The organism is Xanthomonas sp. SHU 166, from assembly GCF_000364685.1.
Lineage (GTDB): Bacteria > Pseudomonadota > Gammaproteobacteria > Xanthomonadales > Xanthomonadaceae > Xanthomonas_A > Xanthomonas_A sontii.
The window spans coordinates 1-1,894 of the sequence record NZ_AQOJ01000904.1; the positions used below are offsets into that span (position 1 = coordinate 1).

Below are 1,894 nucleotides of genomic sequence, written 5' to 3' on the forward strand. Positions count from 1 at the left end.
TGCCTTGCCGGAGTCGGTGAAGGCGGACGACTTCGTGCTGGTGCACGATGCGGCGCGGCCGAACCTGGCGCTGGCCGACCTGGACCGGCTGCTGGAGGCGGGGCGCGGCGATCCGGTCGGCGCGATCCTGGCCGCGCCGGTGCGCGACACGCTCAAGCGCGCTGGCGACGACGGCGGCATCGACGGCACCGAACCGCGCGAGCGCCTGTGGCGCGCGCTGACCCCGCAACTGTTCCGGCGCATGCAACTGAGCCGGGCCCTGGAGCAGGCCGCCGCGGCCGGCGTCGAGGTCACCGACGACGCGATGGCGATGGAGTTGCTGGGGCTGCGGCCGCTGCTGGTCGAGGGCGCCGAAGACAATTTCAAGGTCACCACACCGGCCGACCTGGCGCGTTTCGAGTTCGAACTGTTCCAGCGCGCGCGGCAGTCGTGATGCGCCTGGCGTCGGATGCGGCCGCCGTGGCGCGGCGCGTGCTCCGTCCTTTTTCATTTTTCGTGGGATGTCTCCATGCCAATGTCTGAACTTCCCCGCATCCGCATCGGCCAGGGCTACGACGTCCACGCCTTCGGCGAGGGCGACCACATCATGCTCGGCGGCGTGCGCGTGGCGCACGAGCGCGGCGTGCTTGCCCACAGCGACGGCGACGTGGCGATCCACGCCCTGTGCGACGCCTTGCTCGGCGCGCTGGCGCTGGGCGACATCGGCCAGCATTTTCCCCCGTCCGATCCGCGCTGGAAGGGCGCCGACAGTGCGCAGTTTCTCGATCACTGCGTCGGCCTGCTGCACGCGCGCGGCTGGCGCCTGGGCAATGCCGACATCACCGTGATCTGCGAACGGCCCAAGGTCGGCCCGCATGCGCAGGCGATGCGCGAGCGCCTGGCGGCACTGTTGCAGGTCGAACTGGACTGCGTGAGCGTCAAGGCCACCACCAGCGAGAAGCTCGGCTTCACCGGCCGCGGCGAAGGCATCGCGGCGCAGGCCGTGGTCCTACTGGTGGCGCTGTGAGCGAGTTGCCGCGTGCGTTCGGCGCCGCGCCGTTGCAGGCGCGCATGCGCAGCACCGCCGAGGATTTCCAGGTCGACGAACTGCCCGCGTTCGCGCCCAGCGGCGAGGGCGAGCACCTGCTGCTGACCGTGCGCAAGCGCGGCATGAACACCGCCTTCGCCGCGCGCCGCCTGGCGCAGTGGGCCGGGGTGGCGGAGCTGGCGATCGGCTATGCCGGCATGAAGGACCGCCATGCGGTCACCACCCAGCGCTTCTCGGTGCATCTGCCCAAGCGTGTGGCGCCGGCGCTGGACAGCCTGCAGGACGCGGATCTGCAGGTGCTGGAAGCGCACTGGCACAACCGCAAGCTGCCGCGTGGCGCGCTGGCCGGCAACGGCTTCGTGCTGGTGCTGCGCGAGGTGCGCGGCGAGCGCGGCGCGATCGAGGCGCGGCTGGCGCAGATCGCCGCGCGCGGCATTCCCAACTGGTTCGGCGAGCAACGGTTCGGCCGCGATGGCGGCAACGTCGGCGCCGCGCTGGCGATGTTCGGCGGCCGCCGCGTGCGCCGCGAGCAGCGCTCGCTGCTGCTGTCGGCGGCCCGTTCGGAGCTGTTCAACCGGGTGCTGGCCGCCCGCGTGGCCGCCGGCAACTGGGACAGCGCGCTGGACGGCGAAGTGTGGATGCTCGACGGCAGCCGCAGCGTGTTCGGTCCGGAGCCGTGGTCGGAGGCGCTGGCCGAGCGCTTGCAGCGCTTCGACATCCATCCGTCCGCGCCGCTGTGGGGCGCCGGCGAGCTGCGCAGCGCCGAGGCGGCGCGTGCGCTGGAACTGGCGGTGCTGGACGAGGCGGTCGCGCAGCGCCTGCGCGACGGCCTGGAGCGCGAGGGCCTGAAGCAGGAGCGGCGGGGGG

3 protein-coding genes are annotated in these 1,894 nt (G+C 72.5%); all 3 read left to right on the top strand.

The annotated features are described in order from the left end of the window. Positions 1 to 433: 2-C-methyl-D-erythritol 4-phosphate cytidylyltransferase (locus tag D180_RS20340; RefSeq protein WP_017914216.1), on the top strand; the 433-nt coding region annotated here is incomplete at its 5' end. 81 nt (positions 434 to 514) lie between these two features. Then, positions 515 to 1,006, top strand: a complete 492-nt coding sequence (gene ispF, locus D180_RS20345; protein ID WP_017914217.1) for a 2-C-methyl-D-erythritol 2,4-cyclodiphosphate synthase — start codon at positions 515 to 517, stop codon at positions 1,004 to 1,006. 44 nt (positions 1,007 to 1,050) lie between these two features. Continuing rightward, positions 1,051 to 1,894 (top strand): tRNA pseudouridine(13) synthase TruD (gene truD / locus D180_RS20350; protein WP_051064875.1); only part of this gene is annotated, 844 nt, incomplete at its 3' end.